General features: G+C 71.4%; 15 protein-coding genes. 3 read left to right on the top strand and 12 right to left on the bottom strand.

The window, feature by feature from the left end; translation table 11 throughout:
• Positions 1–34 precede the first annotated feature (34 nt).
• On the bottom strand, positions 35–2,953 hold the full coding sequence (locus ACFFGY_RS10710) for a response regulator (RefSeq protein WP_377044482.1): 2,919 nt from the start codon (positions 2,951–2,953) through the stop codon (positions 35–37).
• A gap of 225 nt (positions 2,954–3,178) precedes the next feature.
• Between ACFFGY_RS10710 and ACFFGY_RS10705 the strand changes: the two genes are divergently transcribed.
• Both ACFFGY_RS10705 and ACFFGY_RS10700 read left to right on the top strand, forming a co-directional pair.
• On the top strand, positions 3,179–3,364 hold the full coding sequence (locus tag ACFFGY_RS10705; protein WP_377044481.1) for a DUF1289 domain-containing protein: 186 nt from the start codon (positions 3,179–3,181) through the stop codon (positions 3,362–3,364).
• A gap of 87 nt (positions 3,365–3,451) precedes the next feature.
• Complete coding sequence (locus tag ACFFGY_RS10700) at positions 3,452–4,447, top strand: 2-hydroxyacid dehydrogenase (RefSeq protein WP_377044480.1); 996 nt, start codon at positions 3,452–3,454, stop codon at positions 4,445–4,447.
• Positions 4,448–4,516: 69 nt separating this feature from the next.
• Here the strand turns inward: ACFFGY_RS10700 and ACFFGY_RS10695 are convergent, their stop codons facing one another.
• Positions 4,517–5,623 carry a 2-aminoethylphosphonate--pyruvate transaminase gene (locus tag ACFFGY_RS10695; RefSeq protein ID WP_377044479.1) on the bottom strand — a complete coding sequence of 369 codons (1,107 nt, stop codon included), beginning with the start codon at positions 5,621–5,623 and terminating at the stop codon, positions 4,517–4,519.
• Positions 5,624–5,807: 184 nt separating this feature from the next.
• Complete coding sequence (locus tag ACFFGY_RS10690; protein WP_377044478.1) at positions 5,808–6,428, bottom strand: DUF1194 domain-containing protein; 621 nt, start codon at positions 6,426–6,428, stop codon at positions 5,808–5,810.
• A 378-nt stretch (positions 6,429–6,806) separates the two neighbouring features.
• Here ACFFGY_RS10690 and ACFFGY_RS10685 point away from each other — a divergent pair, with 378 nt between their 5' ends.
• The gene (locus ACFFGY_RS10685; protein ID WP_377044477.1) at positions 6,807–7,454 is read left to right on the top strand and encodes an exopolysaccharide biosynthesis protein; all 648 of its coding nucleotides are present in this window, start codon (positions 6,807–6,809) and stop codon (positions 7,452–7,454) included.
• Positions 7,455–7,638: 184 nt separating this feature from the next.
• Here the strand turns inward: ACFFGY_RS10685 and ACFFGY_RS10680 are convergent, their stop codons facing one another.
• The 9 genes from ACFFGY_RS10680 to ACFFGY_RS10640 all read right to left on the bottom strand — a co-directional run bounded on the left by ACFFGY_RS10680 (position 7,639) and on the right by ACFFGY_RS10640 (position 18,453).
• A complete protein-coding gene (locus ACFFGY_RS10680; protein WP_377044476.1) occupies positions 7,639–7,860 on the bottom strand; it encodes a hypothetical protein in 222 nt (73 codons plus the stop codon).
• Between the two features lie 440 nt (positions 7,861–8,300).
• A complete protein-coding gene (gene mdoH / locus ACFFGY_RS10675) occupies positions 8,301–10,511 on the bottom strand; it encodes a glucans biosynthesis glucosyltransferase MdoH (RefSeq protein ID WP_377044475.1) in 2,211 nt (736 codons plus the stop codon).
• Entirely contained in the window at positions 10,508–12,052 is a 1,545-nt protein-coding gene (locus tag ACFFGY_RS10670) for a glucan biosynthesis protein (protein WP_377044612.1), read from the bottom strand. Before ACFFGY_RS10670 ends, mdoH begins: the two co-directional genes overlap by 4 nt.
• Positions 12,053–12,148: 96 nt before the next feature.
• The gene (locus tag ACFFGY_RS10665) at positions 12,149–12,718 is read right to left on the bottom strand and encodes a cob(I)yrinic acid a,c-diamide adenosyltransferase (RefSeq protein ID WP_377044474.1); all 570 of its coding nucleotides are present in this window, start codon (positions 12,716–12,718) and stop codon (positions 12,149–12,151) included.
• 94 nt (positions 12,719–12,812) lie between these two features.
• A complete protein-coding gene (locus ACFFGY_RS10660) occupies positions 12,813–13,868 on the bottom strand; it encodes an energy transducer TonB (protein ID WP_377044473.1) in 1,056 nt (351 codons plus the stop codon).
• A gap of 112 nt (positions 13,869–13,980) precedes the next feature.
• Positions 13,981–14,868 (bottom strand): cation diffusion facilitator family transporter, encoded by an 888-nt coding sequence (locus ACFFGY_RS10655; RefSeq protein WP_377044472.1) that lies wholly within the window; start codon positions 14,866–14,868, stop codon positions 13,981–13,983.
• 407 nt (positions 14,869–15,275) lie between these two features.
• Entirely contained in the window at positions 15,276–16,589 is a 1,314-nt protein-coding gene (gene melA, locus ACFFGY_RS10650; protein WP_377044471.1) for an alpha-glucosidase/alpha-galactosidase, read from the bottom strand.
• A gap of 26 nt (positions 16,590–16,615) precedes the next feature.
• Positions 16,616–17,521, bottom strand: coding sequence for a carbohydrate ABC transporter permease (locus ACFFGY_RS10645; protein WP_377044470.1), 906 nt, complete (start codon positions 17,519–17,521; stop codon positions 16,616–16,618).
• Positions 17,518–18,453: a carbohydrate ABC transporter permease gene (locus ACFFGY_RS10640; RefSeq protein ID WP_377044469.1), complete on the bottom strand. Its 936-nt coding sequence runs from the start codon at positions 18,451–18,453 to the stop codon at positions 17,518–17,520. Before ACFFGY_RS10640 ends, ACFFGY_RS10645 begins: the two co-directional genes overlap by 4 nt.
• Positions 18,454–18,456 lie beyond the last annotated feature (3 nt).

Below are 18,456 nucleotides of genomic sequence, written 5' to 3'. Positions count from 1 at the left end.
GGCGTTGCGGGCCGCCGCGCCGGTGGGGGCCGCGTCACGCTGCCGGGTCCGGGGCGTTTGGCCGGTCCGGACGGTCGCCCGTGACGTCCAGCAGCTCGCGCGACAGCCGGCGCAGGCTCATCTCCGCCTTGCTCAACACCTTCTCGGCACCGGCGAGGCTTTCGCGGTCCTCGCGCGACAGGTCGCGGGCGGTGATCACCACCACCGGCACGTCGTCGTAGCTCCGCTGGTCGCGCAGGGAGTGGAGAAAGGCGAAGCCGTTCATCACCGGCATCTCGAGATCGAGCAGGATCACCTTGGGGCGCGAGGCCGCGATCCGCTCCAGCGCGTCGCGGCCGTTCTCGGCCTCGGCCACCGTCCAGCCGTCGCGCTCCAGCGCCGAGCGCAGGCGGGCGCGGGCGTCGGCGTTGTCGTCCACCACCAGCACGTCGCCCTCGACGCCGCGGAAGCGGTCCATCACCCCGCGCAGCGTTTCCCATTTCACGGGCTTGGTGACGTGTTCCACAGCACCCAGCGCCGAGGCCAGGCCGTTGTCGTTGATGAAGGTGACCATCACCACCGGGATCTCGCGCAGCTCCCCGTCTTCCTTGAGGCTGCGCAGCACGGCCCAGCCGTCCATGCCCGGCATGGTGACGTCGAGCAGGATCACCTTGGGCCGCAGCCGCCGGGCCTCCGCCAGGCCGGACACCCCGTCGCGCGCGGTCCAGACCTCGTAGCCCTCGCGGCGCAGGAAGCGGGCCACGAGCTCCTGGTAGGCCGGGTCGTCGTCGATCACCAGCACGGTGCCCTTGTGCCCGGCCCCCGCCCCCTCCTCCTCGCCGCCGGCCAGCCCCCGCAGTGCCGCCCGCGTGGCCTCGGCGTGGGAGGCGTCCTGGTACTGCGCGGGCAGGCGCACGGTGAAGCGGCTGCCCTCGCCCGGCGTGCTTTCCACCGCGATCGTGCCGCCCAGCATGGTGGTGAAGGCCTTGGTGATCGACAGGCCCAGGCCGGTGCCGCCGAAGCGGCGGGTGGTGGAGGCATCCGCCTGGGTGAAGCGCTGGAAGAGCCGGCCCAGCTGCTCCGCGGTCATGCCGATGCCCTGGTCGGCCACGCTGAACACGATCTCCGCGCCGGCGCCTTCGCCGGAGCGCGCGACCGACAGGGTCACGGCACCGTCCTCGGTGAACTTGGCGGCGTTGCTGAGCAGGTTGAGCAGGATCTGGCGGATCTTGGTGACGTCGGAGCGCATCGTGCCGAGTTCGGGCGCGAGATCGACCACCAGCCGGTTCCGCTTCCGGCGCACCAGGGTTTCCGCGGTGGAGGCCACGTCGCGCGCCATGGCCTCGATCTCGATGGGTTCGGCGAAGACCTCCATCTTGCCGCTCTCGATCTTGCTCAGGTCGAGCATGTCGTTGATCAGGCCGAGCAGGTGGCGGGCGCTGCTCTCGATCTTGCCGGCATCGGCCACGAAGCGCCCGGCGCCCTCGTCGGCCAGTTCCTCCTGCAGCATCTCGCTGTAGCCGATGATGGCCGAGAGCGGCGTGCGCAACTCGTGGCTCATGTTGGCGACAAAGGTGCTCTTGGCGCGGTTGGCCTCCTCGGCCGCGTCGCGCGCGGCGGCGAGCTCCGCCTCGAAGCGCCGGCGCTCGGTGATGTCGAGGGCGACCAGCAGCAGCGTGTCGTCCTTGTTCGGCAGCGAGATCAGGCTGACGGTATTGTTGATCCAGACCTCGCCGCCATCGCCGCGCAGCACGCGCGCCTCGGCGCTGCCCGGCAGGCGGCTGCCTGCCACCCGCTCCAGCATCTCCAGCGTGGATGCGGCATCCTCGGGGTGGAGGACGTCGCGCAGCCGCGTGCCCAGCAGCCGCTCGCGCGGGACGGCCAGCAGCTCGCAGTAATGGTCATTGGCCGCCAGGAAGCGGCCGTCGATGGTGGTTTCGGCGAAGCCCGCGCCGGTCTGGGCGAAGAGGCCGGCCAGGTGCGCCTCGCTGGCGCGCAACGCCGCCTCGGCCCGGACGCGCTCCAGCGCTTCCCAGATGCGCTCGGCCGTGTGCTCGATCATGGTGCGGTCGTCGGCCGACCAGTCGCGCGGCTCCCGGTGGTTGACGTAGAGCACGTTGCGGAAGCGCCCGTCGCGGATCAGCGGCACGGCGACGTAGGCGCGGGTTTCCAGCTGCTCCCACAGCCCTGGCCTGCCCTCGTGCCCGGCCTGGACATCGGGGCGCACCACGGTGTTGCCGGCCCGCAGGGCGGCGATCACCCCAGGCCCGAAGTCGCCCAAGGGGAAAACACCTTCCAGCCGGGCGACGCCCTCGGCATGGGTGGTGCGCAGCGCGACGCTCTCGTCCCCGGGCTCCACGATGCCGAAGCCCACGCGGCTGACGCCGAGGTAGCGGCCCAGCAGCCGCGTGGTGGCGCCCACGATCTCGTCGGGGGTTTCCAGCCCGTGCAAACCTTCCTCCATCGCCAGGCGGAAGCGCTGGCGCCGCTCAGCAAAGACCTGCTTCGTGGTTTCCAGGCAGGCGCAGAAGAAGCCGGCCACCTTGCCGGTGTCGTCCCGGACGGGGGTGTAGGAGAAGGCGAAGTGCGTTTCCTCGCGGTGGCCGTTGCGCTCCATCATCAGCGTGATGTCGTCGGCATGGACCGGGCGCTCGTGAACGAAGACTTCCTCGAACAGGGGCTCCAGGTCGGCGCGGATTTCGCTCCAGACCTCGAGGAAGGACCGGCCCAGGGCGTCAGGATGCTTGCGGCCGAGCACCTGGGTATAGGGCTCGTTGTAGATCAGCGTGTGGTCGGGGCCCCAGACCACGAACATCGGCTGCTGCGCCGCGGTCAGCACGGCCACCAGGGTCTTGAGCGCCTGCGGCCAGCGCCCCGGCAGGCCCAGCGCGGTCGCCTCCCAGTCGAAAGCCCGGACCTGGGCGGCCACGGAAGTGTCGCCGGCCAGGAACAGGCGGCTCTCGGGATTGGGCACGGAAGGATCCTTATGCGCGCCGGCAGGGCCCCGGCGCGGCCAGGGCTTCTAGCCCGTTCGCGCGCCGCGCGGGGGACAACAGCGCGCTAGCGGGTGGTGCGGGGCCGTTGGCCCGGGTACGGGCGAAGGCGCCGGGCGGATGGCTGGGTCCGGCCGGGCACGGGTTCCCGCGGGCGGCGCGGTTCCCATCTCTGCCGCTCCCGCATCCCCAGGAGTGGCCGCACCTTGAAGAATCCCTGCACCGGCTTGTGCCGCTTCGACCCCGAGACCGGCTGGTGCCTGGGCTGCGCCCGTTCCCGCAGCGATTGCCGCGACTGGAAGCGGCGCCCGGAAACCCGGGCGGGCATCTGGCGCCGCTTAAGCGACCGGATGGCGGCGCTGCGGGCGGCGGGGCGGCTGCGGCGGCGCTGAGGTCCGGCGCGTCCGGCCGGATGCCAGGTTGCAACGGCGCGCACCGTTCTGCACCGTGCGCCGCCACGCTTTCCGGGATGCCCGCCGATGCAGGTCACCGTTTTCAGCACCGAGCCCTATGACCGGCGCTTCCTGACGGAAGCCGCTGCCGCGGGCGGGCATGCGCTGCGCTTCCTGGAACCCCGGCTCTCGGCCGAAACGGCGGCGCTGGCGGCGGGCTCGGAGGCGGTCTGCGCCTTCGTCAACGACACGCTCGACGCCGCGGTGCTCGAACAGTTGCGCGAGGGCGGCGTGCGGCTGGTGGCGCTGCGCTGCGCCGGCTTCAACAACGTGGACCTCGTGGAAGCGGCACGGTTGGGCATCGCGGTCGGGCGGGTGCCGGCCTATTCGCCGCACGCGGTGGCGGAACACGCGCTGGCGCTGCTGCTGGCGCTCAACCGTCGCATCCACCGGGCGCACAACCGGGTGCGGGAAGGCAATTTCGCGCTGGAAGGGCTGCTGGGCTTCGACCTGCACGGCAAGACCGTGGGCGTGGTGGGCACCGGGCAGATCGGCAAGGTGATGGTGCGCATCCTGGCCCAGGGCCTGGGCTGCGAGGTCCTGGCGCACGACCCCTTCCCCGACCCGGACTGCGTGGCGATGGGCGCCCGCTACGTGCCGGTGGATGAGCTGCTGGCGGCGTCCTCGGTGGTAACGCTGCACTGCCCGCTGACGCCCGCGACGCGCCACATGATCGACGCCGCGGCGATGGTCGGGATGCGCTGGGGCGCGGTGCTGATCAACACCAGCCGCGGCGCGCTGATCGACACGCCGGCGGTGATCGAGGCGCTCAAGACCGGGCAGCTCGGCGCGCTGGGCATCGACGTCTACGAGGAAGAAGCGCAGCTGTTCTTCCGCGACCTGTCGGACCGGGCCATCGCGGACGACGTCTTCGCGCGGCTGCTGACCTTTCCCAACGTGCTGATCACCGGTCACCAGGGCTTCTTCACCGCCGAGGCGCTGCGCGCCATCGCCGAGACCACGGTTGCTAACCTCGACCACTTCGCGCGCACGGGCGTGCCGCTGCACGCCGTGGCGGGCTGAGGCGGGCTGAGGCGGGGCGCGGTTCCCGGCGCCGCCGGGGCGAGCGGTTGCCGGAGCGCCGCCGCGACCTCAGGCGGCCTTGGGCAGCGCGTCCAGTTCCCGCAGCGCTTCGCCGATCGCGGCCACGGCGCGGCGCATGTCGTCGGGCGTGACGGCGCCGATGGTGCCGACGCGGAAGGTCGGCTCCTTCGTGTTGAAGAAGTTCGAGATCAGCACGCCGCGGCGCTTCAGCGCGTCCACGAAGGGCTGCAACGCGAAATTGCCGCCGGGCTGGTGGAAGATGCCGATCACCGGGCCCTGGTTCTCAGGCGCGAGGTAAGGGCGGATGCCCAGCGCCTCCATGCCTGCGCGCAGGATCCGCATGTTCTCCTGGTAGCGGGCGAGCCGCGCGGGCTGGCCGCCTTCGGCCTCGTAGAGCTCGATCGCGTTGCCGAAGGAATGCAGCACCTGCACCGCCGGCGTGAAGCGGGAGGAACCGGGCGCGCGCTCGCCGCTCACCAGCACGTCGGCGAGGTCGAAGCTCCAGCTGTTGGCCTTGCCCAGCCGGGCGCGGGTGCGCTCCGTCGGGCAGACGGCGAAGGCGAAGCCCGGCATGCCTTCGAGGCACTTGTTGGAGGTGAAGGTGATCGCGTCCACCTCCGGATGGTCGGCCAGGCGGAAGGGCCAGGCCCCGAAGGCGCTGACCGCATCCAGGATCAGCCGGCGCCCGGCGCGGCGGGCAGCGGCGCCCAGCACCTCCGGGTCGTTGAGGATGCCGGTGCCGGTCTCGCTGATCACGGCGCAGAGGTGCGTGGCGTCGGGTGCCGCGGCCAGCGCCGCGTCCAGCTCCTCTGCCGTCACGGGGCGGGTGTCGGGCAGCGCGATGGGCACCGGCACGCGGCCGGCCTCGGTGGCCAGGCGGAACATGCGGTCGGCATAGGTGCCATTCATCGGCAGCACGAAGCGGCCACCCTCGGGGATGAAGGTGCGGATCGCGGCCTCGACGATGAAGTGGCCCGAACCCTGAAGCGGCAGGGTCACGTGCTCGCCCGGAATGCCGCCGGCGATGGCGGTGATCTTTTCGCGCAGCGCGGCGTACTCGGCGCGGAAGTCGAGGTCCCAGGGGGCGATGTCCACCGCCATGGCGGCGCGCACGCGCGGGTCGGTCTGAACGGGGCCGGGGATCAGCAGGAGCATGGCGACGGTCTCGGCAAGCGAAGAGGGCGACCGCAGGGTGCCCGCGCCGGGCGCAGCTGGAAAGGTTCGGGACGGCGCCGGAAGCCGCATTTCGTTGGCCGCACGGCGGTGCGGGGCGCATCGCTGCGCCGGGGGCGCCCATCCTGCCCGGCTCGGCGGCAGCGGTGCCCCCGCGCCGCCGTCGTCAGACCGACAGGCTGCCGCGGATCTCGCGCAGCATCTTGCGGGCGATGGCCTCGCGGAAGTCGGCGTAGTCGCGGCAGGTCATGGCGAAGCAGCCCGGGCCGCCGATCACCTCGGCCTCGTAGTGCGCGAGCAGGTCGGGTTCCTCGTTCAGCACCGCCAACCCGTTGACGGTGACGCCCGCCTGGACGCCCAGGTCGCGCACCGGCCCGGACGGTCGCCCGGTATTGCCGGCGCCGTCGCCCGACACGTCGAGCACCAGCCGCGTCGCGTCGGCCGGGAACTGCCCGAGCAAAGCGAGGCCCGCCACCATCCCCTCGCCCAGGGCAGTGGCGCCGGGCGGCGGCAGGCGCGGCGAGTCGTCGATCGCCGCCGCGATGCGTTCCGCCGCCTCAGCGCTGTCGAGGCGCAGCCAGGGCACCGCCACGGCCTGCGCCGCCGGGCCCGACCATTGCAGCAGGGCCAGCGCCGTGGCGCCGCGCGGCCCGCCGGTGGCGGCGGCGATGATCGCCGGGTCGCGGCAGGCGGCGGCGAGGCCGCCCATCATCAGCCCGTACTCGTCGTAATCGACCGAGGCCGACACATCCACCGCGAGGCAAAGGGCGAGATCGACGTCCTGCATGGAGGGGTTGGAGCACCCGCGGCGCGGCGCCGGAAGACGGGCAGCATGTAAAGAAATGAATTAGTGTTCATATTTCCCTCCCCTCAGGGCCGTCGTGCTCCTAGTCTTTCCACCGTGACCGACGCGGGGGCGACGGTTTTCCTGCGGAAGCGGGAGGGGTTCCGAGGAGGATCGAGCATGGACGGCGTTGCCCGCGAGTTTCCGGGAAACACGTCCCGACCGCCGGCGGCAGGTGTCCGGGCACAGCCGCGGGCCGTTGGAGCGCAGGCCGCTGGGGCGCGGGTCCTCCCCGCCCGCGACACGGCGCAGGCGCCACCCGCCGACCTGCCTTCCTGGGACGCGTTGCCCCGGGACACCACGACCCGCGACGCCCCGGCCTTGGACACGCCATCGCCGGACACGCCATCCCCGGACGCACCGCACGGCTCCGGCGAAGGGGCCCCGATCTCGCGCATCGTGTCGGAGGTCGCCCGCGCCTGCCCGGGCGAGCGGATCACGCTGGGCCAGATGAGCGAAGCCTTCGGCGACCGCGCCTTCGGGCTGCTGGTGCTGCTGCTCTGCCTGCCGGCGCTGCTGCCGGGCGCCGCCATGGTGTTCGGCCTGCCGCTGCTGCTGCTGGGCGTGCAGATGGGGCTGGGACGGCAGCAGCCCGCCCTGCCCCGGTTCATGGCGCGGCAGTCGATCCGCCGGGCCGACCTGCTGCGGCTGGCGGAGGGGTCCTCGCGCTGGCTGGGCCGGGTGGAGCGCTACGTCCGCCCGCGGCCCGGGCCCTTCACCGGCGCCGCGGGCGACCGGCTGGTGGGCTGGCTCACGGTGTGGACGGCGGTGATGCTGATCCTGCCGGGTCCGGGCACCAACGGTCCGCCGGCCTTCGGCAACATCGTGATGGCGCTGGGCGTGGTGGAGCACGACAATCGCGTCGTCGGCTGGGGCGCCGCCCTCACCGCCGGGGGATGCCTGGTGGCGACGGGAATGCTGCTGGCGCTGTGCTGGATGGGCTGGCAGGGGCTGAGCTGGCTGCTGTGACCGCGTGAGGCGGCGCGCCGCCCTGAACCGTTGCGCCGGACGCCCGGCCGTGGCGCGGGTCTCCTGCCGGGCAGACGCCGCCGGCGCGTGGCGCACGATCGCCCTGACCGGAAAAACGCCGACGGCGGCGTGGCCCTGAGACCACCGCCGCCGTCGGTTCGTCGCGGCCCTGGGGCCGAAGGCGTCAGGCGTTGCCGACGGCGTCGGGCTTGAAGTGGCCGCACCAGTCCTTGGTGGAAACCTTGGGCCAGAGGCCATGGGCATCCTCGCTCGGCTGCGACACGGGCGGGTTGTAGCGGCACAGGCCGAGATCCTCAGCCTGAGCCTGCTTCGCCGCGGCGGCCACGTGATCGTCGAAGAACGTGCACTTCTGGCAGGCGGCGTTCGCAACGGTGGCGTGAGACATGCGAGCTCTCCTCTGATGACTTGGCGCGAACCCTGCGCCGGTTCCTGTGCTGTAGTAACGACGGATGGATAACATCGTCACATCACAGAACTCAAGCTCATCGATCCGTGAAATCGTGAGAAAAAACACGCGCTTAGGTGAGAATGCGAACGTCTTTCAACAATCCATTTGAGAATGATTTACAGCATTACCTGGGTTTGACTTTGCAGATCATTCTCAACTGATTCACGCACCTCACGCCGCGGGCCGGATGAAGCTCCCACCAGCAGGATGCGGGGTCGCGAAAGCAGCGCCCGGGACGCTGCCATGAAACGCATGAGCGGAAGGCGGGATGCGCTGGCGGGCGCGTGGAACAGCCGGTGCTCCGAGGCGCACGAGGCGCCGGGGTGTCGTACCCGTCGCCTCAGGTCAGGTTCCTGCCCGTCGCCGGGCGGCGTGCTTCAAGCGCGGGCGAGCGCCAGCAGCCGGTCCAAACCGTCGCGGCTCGCCAGCACGGCGGCCTTTTCCGCCCGCGACAACCCGGCCAAGGCTTCCGACAGGGTTTCGGCCTCCGTCAGCCGCGTCAGCCCGACGCAGAGGTTGGGGTCGATCGGGTCGAGGCGCGGGCGGCGCGGCGGCGGCAGCATGCGGCGATGCGCCTCGGCCAGCGCCGGGTCGGCGGCGAGGTGCTGCACCGCTTCCTCCGGCGTCGCGGGCGCGTCGCGCAGGATGCGGGTGAGCTCGTTCGCGCGGGTGAGAACGGCAGGCGGGTGGCGTTCCTCCGGGATCAGCAGCAGGCCCAGGCGGCGCAGCCCCTGCCCCAGTCCGCGCCGCGCCGTCCAGCCGGCGAGCGGCACCGCCAACGCCAGCCCCAGGATCACCGGCAGCATCCACAGCGCCAGGCCCGGCGACACCAGCCAGGCCACGAGGCCGAAGGCGAGGCCGAAGGCGGTGTGGCGCCAGTACAGGCGCAGGACCTCGCGGAAGGGCAGGCTGCCGTCCTCGCGCTGCTGGGCGTTCCAGCCGGAGTCGCGGCCCACCAGGATCGAGATCACGTCCACCGACTGGGTGATCATGGTCACGGGCGCGAGGAGGCCGGCGATCACCGTCTCGATCACCATGCTCAACAGCGTGCGGAAAGCGCCGCCGCAGCCGCGCCGGTCGGCGGGGCGGAACAGCAACGCGATCCAGGCGAGCAGCTTGGGCGCCAGCAGCAGCGACATGGTGCCGATGAAGACCCACATGGCTCGCACCGGGTCGACCACCGGCCAGTTCGGAAACAGCGACGGCCCGTTGCCGAAGTATTCGGGCCGCACGAAGCGCGCCTGCAGCGAGGTCAGCAGGCCCACCACCAAGAAGAGCAGCCACAACGGCGCCGTGATGTAGGAGCCGATGCCGGTGAAGAGGTGCAGCCGGCTGATCCAGTGAAGGCCGCGCGTCGGCAGCACCGCCGCGTGCTGGAGGTTGCCCTGCGCCCAGCGGCGGTCGCGGATGGAAAGGTCGGTCAGCGAGGGCGGCGATTCCTCGTAGGAGCCGCGAAGGCCCGGCACCATGTGGATCGCCCAGCCGCCACGCCGCATCAGCGCGGCTTCCACGAAGTCGTGGCTCAGGATGTGGCCGCCGAAGGGCTTGCGCCCGGGAAGGTGCGGCAGGCCGGCCTGTTCCGCGAAGGCGCGGGTGCGGATGATGGCGTTGTGGCCCCAGTAGTTGCCCTCCGCCCCGTGCCACCAGGCGATGCCGGCGGCGATCAGCGGGCCGTACACGCGGCCGGCGAACTGCTGCATCCGCGCGAACAGGGAATGGCCGTTGACGATCACCGGCAGGGTCTGGATCAGGCCCACGTCATCGTGCCGCTCCATGGCGGCGGCGAGGCGGATCAGCGTGTCGCCCTGCATGACGCTGTCGGCGTCGAGGATCAGCATCTGCGGGTAGGCGGCGCCCCAGCGCATCACCCATTCCGCGATGTTGCCGGACTTGCGCTCGGTGTTCTTCGGGCGGCGGCGATAGAAGATCTGCGCGTGGTCGCCGGTGCGTTCCCGCAGGGCGAGAAAGGCGGCTTCCTCGGCGATCCAGCGGTCGGCGTCGGTGGTGTCGCTCAGGATGAAGATGTCGAAGTGCCCGCCCGCGCCGTGTTCGCGCAGGGATTCATGGATGGCCTCCAGCGCCGCCATCACGCGCTCGGGCGCCTCGTTGTAGACCGGCATCAGCAGCGCGGTACGGGCGGAAAGCTCCGGCAACGGGTCGGCGGCGGAGATGCCCAGGCGCCGCTCATCGCCCAGGAGCATCCGGATGAAGCCGCACAGCGCCGAGGTGAAGCTCAGCGCGATCCAGGCGAACAGGATCAGGAACAGCCCGAACAGGATGATCTGCAGCGTGGTGGGGCGGCTGAGGTCGAGGACGAGGTACATCTCCTCCGCCCCCCAGCCCGTCAGCGCCACCGCGCCGCCCACCACCAGCAGACGGCGGAGCCACATCATCGCGGGCGTTGAGGGCCGCGCCCCGTTCGTGGGCACGGGCCGGGCGCGCAGGTTCTGCACCGGCATCGCCATCGGCGCCTCGGGCGGCAGCGCGCGCCACTCGGCGGCGCGGCCCGAGGTGGCGCCGGCAGGGGGCACGGCGTCGGCCGGCGGGTGCGTGCCGGTGGGCAGGGTGGGCGCGGTGGCGTCGGTCATCCGGCGGTCCAGCGATAGATCCAGCTTTCGGTCAGCGGGCGGTCGTTCAGCTTCAGCAGCGCGCGCAGCTCCACCAGCCGCTCACCCCCCGGGGCGAGCTGGAAGGAGATGCGCCAGCCGCCGGTCTCGGTGTTGCGCTGGGCCACGGGGTTGCGGATCTCGCCCTTGCTGGCGCTGATCTCGAGCTGCGGCTGCGCGTCGGCGGGCAGCCGGTCCAGCACGGGGCCGGCGGCGTCCACCACGAAGAGGCGCGTGTTGTCGGGCCCGGCGCCGGCGCGGGTGTCGGTGATATGCGCGACCTCCGGGATGCCGGGCGCCTGGGGCAGCCAGTGCATGCGGTACACGAAGCCGTACTCGCCCTTGGCGCGCAGCGGCTCCTTCGGCCGCCAGAAGGCCACGATGTTGTCGTGAATCTCGGTGTTGGTGGGGATTTCCACCAGCTGCACCGCGCCCTCGCCCCAGTCGCCGATGGGCTCGATCCACAGCGACGGCCGGCGCTCGTAGCGCGCTTCGAGGTCGTCGTAGTTGGTGAAGGCGCGCTTGCGCTGCATCAGCCCGAAGCCGCGCGGGTTGACGTCGCCGAAGACGCTGACCTGGAGGTCCTGCGGGTTGTGCAGCGGGCGCCAGATCTGCTCGCCCCGGCCCGAGAGCATCAGCAGGCCGTCATTGTCGTGCACCGCGGGGCGGTAATCGTCCACGCCGATCCGGTCATTGGCGGCGAACCAGAACATGCTGGTCAGCGGCGCGATGCCGGCGGCGGCCACGTCCACGCGGGGGAAGACCGTGGATTCCACGTCGAACACCGTGTCCGCGCCGGGGCGGATGGTGAAGCGGAACGAGGCCGCGGCGCTGACGCTGTCGAGCAGCGCCCAGACGGTGATGCTGTTCACCCCCGGCCGTGGCTTCTCCACGAAGAAGGAGCGGAAGAAGGGGAACTCCTCGCCCGAAGGCTCGGCGGTCTTGATCGCCAGGCCCCGCGCCGAGAGGCCGTAGATCTGGTCCTTGCCCACGGCTCGGAAGTAGGAGGCGCCGAGAAAGGCGCAGACCTCGTCGAAGTAGTCCGGCCGGTTGATCGGCGCGTGGAGGCGGAAGCCCGCGAAGCCGAGGTCGGCCGCATCCGGGCGCGGCAGGTTCTGGTAGCTGAACAGGTCGGGGCTGTAGAGGATGCGGTTCGCCTTGCCCTCGGCGACCTCGAACATCTCGACCCGCTGGCGATACAGGAAGCCGCGGTGGAAGAGCTGCATCTGGAAGGGCAGGTTCCCATCCCGCCAGAAGGCGCGCTGCGGGTCGAAGCGGATGTCGCGGTACTGGTCGTAGGTGAGGTCCGTCAGGGCGCGCGGCAGGTTGCTGTCGGGCGCGGCGAAGGGCTTGCCCGCGAGGTCGCGCGCCATGCTCCGCACGGTGTTGCCGTCAAAGGGGGTGGGCCCGTTTGCGGCGGGGGCGGCGTTCTGGGCGCTCGCATCCCCCGGCAGCACGGCATTGCCCGCCCCGGCGAGAAGCAGGGCGGCGGGAATCGTGGCGAGCAGGTCGCGGCGCAGCAACGGCACCTCCGGCATTCTGAGGAAGAGAAAGGGTTCTAGGGCTTAAATCCTGCGAATTTGGCAAGGGCCCGGCTTTTTCGTGTCGGCAGGTGCGAATCAGCGATTGGCGCCGGGAATCCAGAGGACATCGCTCTTTCCGTCCTCGTTCAGGTGCCGCGACAGCACGAAGAGGTGATCCGACAACCGGTTCAGGTAGCGGATCGCGGCCGGGTTCACCGGCTCGGCAGCCGCGAGGCGCACCACCTCACGCTCCGCCCGGCGGGCCACGGTGCGGGCCAGGTGCGCGAACGCGGCGCCGGCGCTGCCGCCCGGCAGCACGAAGGAGCGCAGCGGCGGAATCGCCTCGTTCATGCGGGCGACCTCGTCCTCCAGCCGCTCGCACTGGGCGTCGCTCACCCGCAGGCGGGCCCTGCCCTCCGTGCCCTCCGGCGCGGCCGGCACCGCGAGGTCGGCGCCGAGATCGAACAGGTCGTTCTGCAGCCGCGCCAGCATGGCGTCGGCCTCGCCCGTGGCATGGAGGCGGACCAGGCCCAGCGCGGCGTTGCACTCGTCCACCGCGCCGATCGCGTCGATGCGCGGCGCGTCCTTGCGCAGCCGCGTGCCGTCGCCCAGCGAGGTTTCGCCGCCGTCGCCGCCGCGGGTGGTGATGCGATTCAGCCGGACCATGGTGCTGCTGCCCCTGCGGCCCCGGAGCGGGGCCCGCCGCGTGCATCGCCCGGGTGCTGCGGGATTCGCAAGCCGCCCGGCCCGGCCGCGGCGGTCAATTCCTGTCGAAGTAGATCGTGGTGTCGTAGCTCGACCAGACCGGGTGGCCGTCGCGTATCCCGGGCGTGAAGCGGCAGCGGCGGATGCGCTCGCGCGCCCAGTCGTCCAGCGCCGCGACGCCGCTGCTGTTCACCACCCGTGCCTCGACCACGCGGCCGGTGTCGGTCAGGCGCAGGCGCAGCGCCACCGCGCCGGTGATGCCCAGCCGCCGCTGCTCGGGCGGGTAGTCGATGTTCTGGGCGCAGCCGTCGCGCGGGGCGCCGGGGCCGCGCGTTTCGCCCAGCGCGCCGCCCACCCCGGCGCCGAGGCGCATCCCGCCCACCGCGCCGTTGATCTGCAGCGGCGAGGAGGCCGCGGCCTCCGTTCCGTCCTGCCGGCGCGAGGGCGGGTGCTGCGGCGTGGCCGGGGTCGAGGCGAGGCTCGGCACCGGCGGCGGGGGTGCCGGCGGCGGCGGGCGCGGCAGGGCCACGGGCGCCGGGTTGGGCGCGCCGGGCTTGTCGGGCGGGGCCGGCACCGGCGGCACGAGGGCGGGCGGCGGGATCGTGGCCTCGGCGGCGGCTGGCGCCGGGGGGATCGGGGGCGGCGCGGGCACCGCCTCGGCGGGCGGCGCTTCGGCGGGGGTGGCGGGCAGGCCGGAGTCCGGTGCCACGGGCGGGGGTGCCTCCGGCGCCTGGCTCTCGGCCGGCGGCGGCGATGGCGGCGGGGCGTCGGGCGCGGTGGCGGGCGGCGGCGGCGCCTCGCCGATCGTGGGCGCGTTGCTGCCCTCCCCCGGGCCGGCCCAGAGCAGCGGCACGCCCCGAAGCTGCAGCGGCGCCCTGGGAGGCTCGGCCTGGTGCAGCAGGAACACCAGCGCGGCCGCCACCGCGCCGTGCAGCGCGAGCGACAGGGGCGCCGGCCAAGGGCGCCCCCGCCGCGGCGGGACGGGCGGGATGCGCGGTCCGCTGACCTGCACCGGCAGGCTGGACAGCGTGAACACGGCGGCGCGAGACGGCGGCCGCAGCGGCCGGATGCCGGGGGCAGAGGCGAGGCGCAGCACTGGCCAGCGCAGCACGCGGGCCGCAGGAGCCGGCGGGGACGCGGCGTCCGGTTCCGGTCCGGAGGCCGCGGAGCCGCCGCGCCGGGTGTGGGGTGGCCTCAGCGGCGGCATGACCGCGGCGCGGGGATCACAGCACCACGACGCCGCTGTGCTTGGCCTTGCGGTCCGGTTCCACGTGGATCGAGATCACGGCGGAGCCGAGGGACTCCCGCAGCGCGGCCTCGATGCGGTCGCAGATCTCGTGCGCCGCCTCCACGCTCATCTCGCCCGGCACCACCAGGTGGAAGTCGATAAAGGTGAAGCGCCCGGCGCGGCGGGTCCGCAGGTCATGCGCTTCCAGCGCGCCGACGGCGGTGGTGGAGACCTGCTCGCGAATTTTGGCCTGGAGCTCGGCCGGCGCCGCCTCGTCCATCAGCCCGCCGATGCTTTCGCGCAGCAACCGGTAGCCGGAAAACAGGATCATCAGCGCGGTGACGCCCGCCATCACCGGGTCGAGCCACAGGAGGCCGGTCACCGTCACCAGGAAGACGCCGATCACAACGCCCACCGAGGTCACCACGTCGGCCATCAGGTAGTGGCTGTCGGCCACCAGCGCCGGCGAGCCCAGCCGCTTGCCGCGACGGCGCAGCACGGTGGCCCAGACCACGTTCACCGCCGCCGCAGCGGAGGACAGCACCAGACCCGTGACCGGCTGATCCGGGAAATGCGGGGCCTGCAGGGCGCCCCAGACCTGCTGCAGGATCAGGGTGGCCGCCACCACGATCAGCGCGCCTTCCAGAACGGCCGAGAAGTATTCGACCTTGGCGTGGCCGTAAGGGTGGTTCTCATCGGCTGGCATGGCGGAATAGCGCACGGCCATCAGCGCGGCCGAGGCGGCGGCGACGTTGACCACGGTTTCCAGCATCTCGGCGAAGAAGGCGGTGCTGCCGGTGATCCACCAGGCAATGCCCTTGAGCATCAGCACGCAAAGGCCGATCCCCAGACTCGTCCAGGCGGTGCGTTCGGTAAGCGACATAGGGCGGGGGATAGCGCGACGGACGCCCCCCTCGCCAGTGTTTGCAGGGGTGCGCCGGGTTGCCGGACGGGCATGGTGGCGCCGGGGTCACGGGGCGTTGCGCGCTGTGGTTGGCGTCGCGCCGGGGAGAGAAGGAATTCTCTCCCCGGGCCCCTCTCATCTTTTCCTGGGAGTGCTGCCGCGCGGCGGGGGAGGCCGATCGCAGGACAGGTCAGCGCCTGTCCAGCTGGAACCGGATCGGACTTCCTGGCAGCCCTGGTGTCATCCGTTGCCCGCTCCGGGTCATCGACCCGGAGCGCACCACCTTGCCCCGCTCCCGCGGCAGCGTCCTGAAAGAAGATGAGGGTGGAGGGGTCCGGGGAGGCGGAAGAATTCCTTCTCCTGCCTCCCCGGGACGGAGCGCCGCGTCAGGCCGCCAGCGCCGGGCGGCGGATGCCCACCGGCATGGCGTCGCCGTGGGCGTCAATCAGGTCGTCCACCATGGAGCGGATTTCACGCAGCGACAGCACGCTGCCGGCGTGGCGGTCCAGCACGGCGGCGCGGTACACCGCGTCCCGGTCGCCTTCCAGCGCGGCGCGGACGGTCAGATCCTGCACGAAGACGTGCGGCGCGCAGTGGGCCGCGAGTTCGGGCGGCAGGGTGCCGACGTGGCAGGCGCGCAAACCGTTGCGGTCCACGATCAGCGGCACCTCGACGCAGCAGTCCTCGGGCAGGTTCTCGATCAGCTTGGTGTTGCGGACATTGCCGTAGATCAGCTGCGGCTCCCCGGTGACGATGCCCTGGATGATCGAGGCGCCGTACTCGTCGGAACGTTCCAGCGGGAAGCTTTCGCCGGCCAGCAGGCGGGCGCGGGTGTCGGCGTAGCGGCGCAGGTTGCGCTCGCTGCGGCGGATGTAGTCGTCCACCGGCACGTCGAACTCCGCGATCTGGTCGTCGCGCCGCAGGAAGTAGGGCGTGTACTCGGCGGTGTGCTCGCTCGACTCGCTCACGAACCAGCCGAGGTGGCGCATCAGCTCGAAGCGCACCTTGTCCTTGGCGAAGATCTCCGGGTTGTTCGCCGCGCGGCGCAGCTGCGGGTAGGCGTCCTTCCCGTCGATCTCGAGCTTCAGGAACCAGGTCATGTGGTTGATGCCGGCGCAGTCGTAGCTGAGGCGGGAGCGCTCGACGCCGAGGTAGGTCGCGAGGTCACGCGCCGTGTGCTGCACGTTGTGGCACAGGCCTACCACCTTCTGCTCCGGGAAGGCGCGGTACACCGCCCAGGTCAGGATGCTCATGGGGTTGGTGTAGTTGAGCAGCACCGCGTCCGGGCAGACGGCGCGCATGTCGCGCACGAGGTCGACCATGAAGGGGATCGTGCGCAGCCCACGGAAGATGCCGCCGATGCCGACCGTGTCGGCGATGGTCTGCTTGAGGCCGTAGCGGGTGGGGATCTCGAAGTCGAGCAGCGTGGCCTCGTGCATGCCGATCTGCACCATGTTGATCACGAAGTCCGCGCCCTCGACGCAGCGGCGACGGTCGGGGTGCTCGGTCACCGTGGCGCCGGCGTCGAACTGCCCGGAGGTCCAGCGGGCCATCATCCCGGCGGTTTCCAGCCGCTCCGGATCGATGTCGTGCAGCGCGATCTCGCAGCCTTTCAGCGCCGGCAGGCTGAGGATGTCGGTCAGCAGGTTCTTCACGAAGACGACGCTGCCGGCGCCGATCATGGCGATCTTGGTGGTCATGGTTCTCGTTTCCTCTTGTTGACGCGCTACTTCAGGCCCGTGCTGGCGATGCCCTGCACGAGGTAGCGCTGGAAGATCAGGAAGATCAGGAGCATGGGCAGCAGCGACACCAGCGCCAGCGCCATCACGCCGCCCCAGTCAGGGTTCGCTTCACCACGCAGCAGGTTCAGGCCCAGCGGCAGGGTGAACTGCGCCTGGTCGGTCAGCACCACCAGCGGCCAGGCGAAGTCGTTCCAGCGCCACATGAAGGTGAAGATGATCAGCACCGCGATGATCGGGCGCGACAGCGGCAGCACGATGCGCAGGAAGATCCGCATCTCGCCGGCGCCGTCGAGGCGCGCGGCCTCCAGCAGCTCGTCGGGGATGCTGACCATGAACTGGCGCACCATGAAAACGCCGAAGGCCTCGGCCGCGCGCGGCAGGATCACGCCCCAGGGGGAGTTGAGCAGGCCGAGCCAGGAGGTGACCAGGAACTCCGGCACCAGGATCACCTGGATCGGGATCATCAGCGCGCCCAGGATCGCGAAGAAGATCACGTCGCGGCCGGGAAAGCGGAACTTCGCGAAGACGTAGCCGCAAAGGAGGTTGATCGACACCGTGATCGCCACCGCCACCACGGCGATGAAGCTGGAGTTCACCGTCCAGCTGAGGAATGGATAGCGCAGCCAGATGTTGCGGAAGTTCTCCCAGGTCAGCTGCTGCGGCAGCAGGCTGACGATGGGCTCAAAGACTTCTGCGCGTGGGCGGATCGCGGTGGCGAGCATCCAGTAGAGCGGGAAGATCATCACCACCGCGCCGATCACCAGCGCGCACCAGATCAGCGCGTTGGCGAGGCGGCGGCTGCCGGCGGCACCGGCCATCTCGCCGGTGTCGGTCATGGAGGGTGCCGGGGTGTCGGCCACGGCCGTCATGTCAGGTGCGGCGGCGCTCACAGCACGTTCTCCCCCTGACGGCTGACGCGCCACTGCACCAGCGTGAAGATCAGCACGATGGCGTAGAGCACGACGCCGATGGTGCTGGCGTAGCCCATCTCGGAAGTCACGAAGGCGGACTGGAAGATGTACTGCACCAGCATGGTGGTGGAGAAACCCGGCCCGCCACCGGTCATCACGTAGATCAGGTCGAAGACCTGGAAGGAGTGGATGACGCTGAGCACCAGCAGCAGGAAGGTCGCCGGACGCAGCAGCGGCAGGGTGATCGCGCGGAACTGCCGCAGGGGGCCGGCGCCGTCCATGACCGCGGCCTCGTAGTAGAGCGAGGGGATGGACTGCAGCGCGGCGAGGTAGACCACCATGCAGAAGCCGACCCGCACCCACATCGTGGCAATCACCAGCGAGGGCAGCGCCCAGGCGGTGGAGGAGAGCCAGGGAATGCGGCCCACGCCGGCCTGCACCAGCAGCGCGTTGATCACGCCGTAATGCTCGTTGAACAGCCAGGCGGCGATGGTGCCCGTCGCCACGGCGGAGACCACCACGGGCAGGAAGTACACGCTGCGCAGGAAGACGCGGCCGGGCAGCCGCCGGTTCAGCGCCACCGCCAGCAACAGGCCGATCGCCATGGTGGTGGGCACCGAGGCCACGGCGTAGACGGCGGTGTTGAGCAGCGCGTGCCAGAACTGCGTGTCGGTGAGGAGCCGTCGGTAGTTGCCGAGCCCGATCCACTCCGCGTCGCCGATCAGGCTCCAGTCATGGAAGCTGATCCAGAAGGCGTAGAGCAGCGGAAAGAAGGAGAAGGCGCTGAACAGCACGAGGTTGGGCGCGATAAAGGTATAGGCCGTCGCCCAGGGATGGCTGCGGAAGTGGCGCCGGGGTCCGGGGACCGTGACCTGGCGCGACGGGGCGTTCAGCACGGCGGTGCGGGCCATGAG

It is taken from the genome of Roseomonas elaeocarpi, from assembly GCF_042433915.1.
Taxonomy (GTDB): domain Bacteria; phylum Pseudomonadota; class Alphaproteobacteria; order Acetobacterales; family Acetobacteraceae; genus Roseomonas; species Roseomonas elaeocarpi.
Note: the sequence above shows the minus strand (reverse complement) of the source record. Positions and strands in the feature narration are given on the sequence as shown.